This is a genomic window from Ancylobacter koreensis (assembly GCF_023016525.1).
Classification (GTDB): domain Bacteria; phylum Pseudomonadota; class Alphaproteobacteria; order Rhizobiales; family Xanthobacteraceae; genus Ancylobacter; species Ancylobacter koreensis.
The window spans coordinates 1-1,269 of sequence record NZ_JALKCG010000017.1; the positions used below are offsets into that span (position 1 = coordinate 1).

The 1,269-nt window shown below is 65.5% G+C and carries 1 protein-coding gene; it reads left to right on the forward strand.

The annotated features are described in order from the left end of the window. Window positions 1-64: 64 nt before the first annotated feature. Window positions 65-1,254 (forward strand): IS3 family transposase gene (locus MWN33_RS18960; protein WP_247202618.1). Its coding sequence is split into 2 segments (ribosomal slippage): window positions 65-314 and window positions 314-1,254, totalling 1,191 coding nucleotides; the frame shifts between segments, so codons are not numbered across the junction. Window positions 1,255-1,269 lie beyond the last annotated feature (15 nt).

The following is a 1,269-nucleotide window of genomic DNA, read 5'->3' on the forward strand; positions in this document are numbered from 1 at the left end:
TGACGTTGCCCCTCCTGGCTAATCCAGATTGAAGTTCGTTCTGGCCCACTGAGAGGACCAGAACATGAGGCGCAGCCGCTTCACGGAAGAGCAGATCATCGGCATCCTGAAGGAGCACGAGGCCGGAGTGCCGGTGTCGGACCTGTGTCGCAAGCACGGGGTCAGCGACGCCAGCATCTACAAATGGAAGGCTCGCTTCGGCGGGATGGACGTGTCGGAGGCTAAACGGCTGCGAGCGCTCGAGGATGAGAACGCCAAGCTGAAGCGCATGCTCGCCGACGCGATGCTGGACAACGTCGCGCTGAAGGACCTCCTGGGAAAGAAGTGGTGACGTCCGCTGCCGAGCGCAGGGCTGTCGCCCATCTCATGGAAGCCCATGGGATGAGCGAACGGCGGGCGTGTAAAGCCACCGGCTTCTGCCGCATGACCATGAGATACAGAGCCACGCGCAGGGATGACGCCTCGCTGCGTGAGCGGATGAAGGCCATCGCCCAGGAACGGCGGCGGTTCGGGTATCGGCGTCTCCACGTCCTGCTCAGGCGGGAGGGCTTCCGGGTCAACCACAAGCGGCTGTTCCGGCTCTATCGTGAGGAACGGCTGATGGTCCGCCGACGTGGCGGCCGCAAGCGGGCGATCGGGACGCGGGCGCCGATGATGATCCCGCTGCGACCGAACGAGCGCTGGTCGCTCGACTTCGTCGCCGACCAGATGACTGACGGCCGGCGCTTCCGGATGCTGGCCATCGTGGACGACTGCACCCGCGAGTGCCTGGCGCTGGTGGCGGACACGTCGCTCTCCGGTGTGAGGGTCGCTCGCGAACTCGACAGGCTGCTGGCAGAGCGCGGCCGGCCGAAGATGATCGTCAGCGACAATGGCAGCGAGTTCACCTCCAATGCCATTCTGGGCTGGGCCGACGCGGCGCGGGTGGAGTGGCACTACATCGCGCCCGGCAAGCCGATGCAGAATGGCTTCATCGAGAGCTTCAACGGCCGCCTTCGGGACGAGCTGTTGAACGAGACGCTGTTCTCCAGCCTGTCCCAGGCCAGAGCCGCTCTCGCCCGATGGCAGGTCGACTACAACACCGACCGGCCGCACTCGAAGCTCGGATGGCAGACGCCAAGCGCCTTCGCCTCAACGTTCCACCCACGGCGGGATCAGACGCTCCGCACCATGAACGGCGCCGCGTCTGCCCCCGCCGCTCCGCACGCCCGAGAGGGAAAATCCAACCGTCAGGGCGAACTCACAGCTGGATAGAAGTTGGGGGCAACG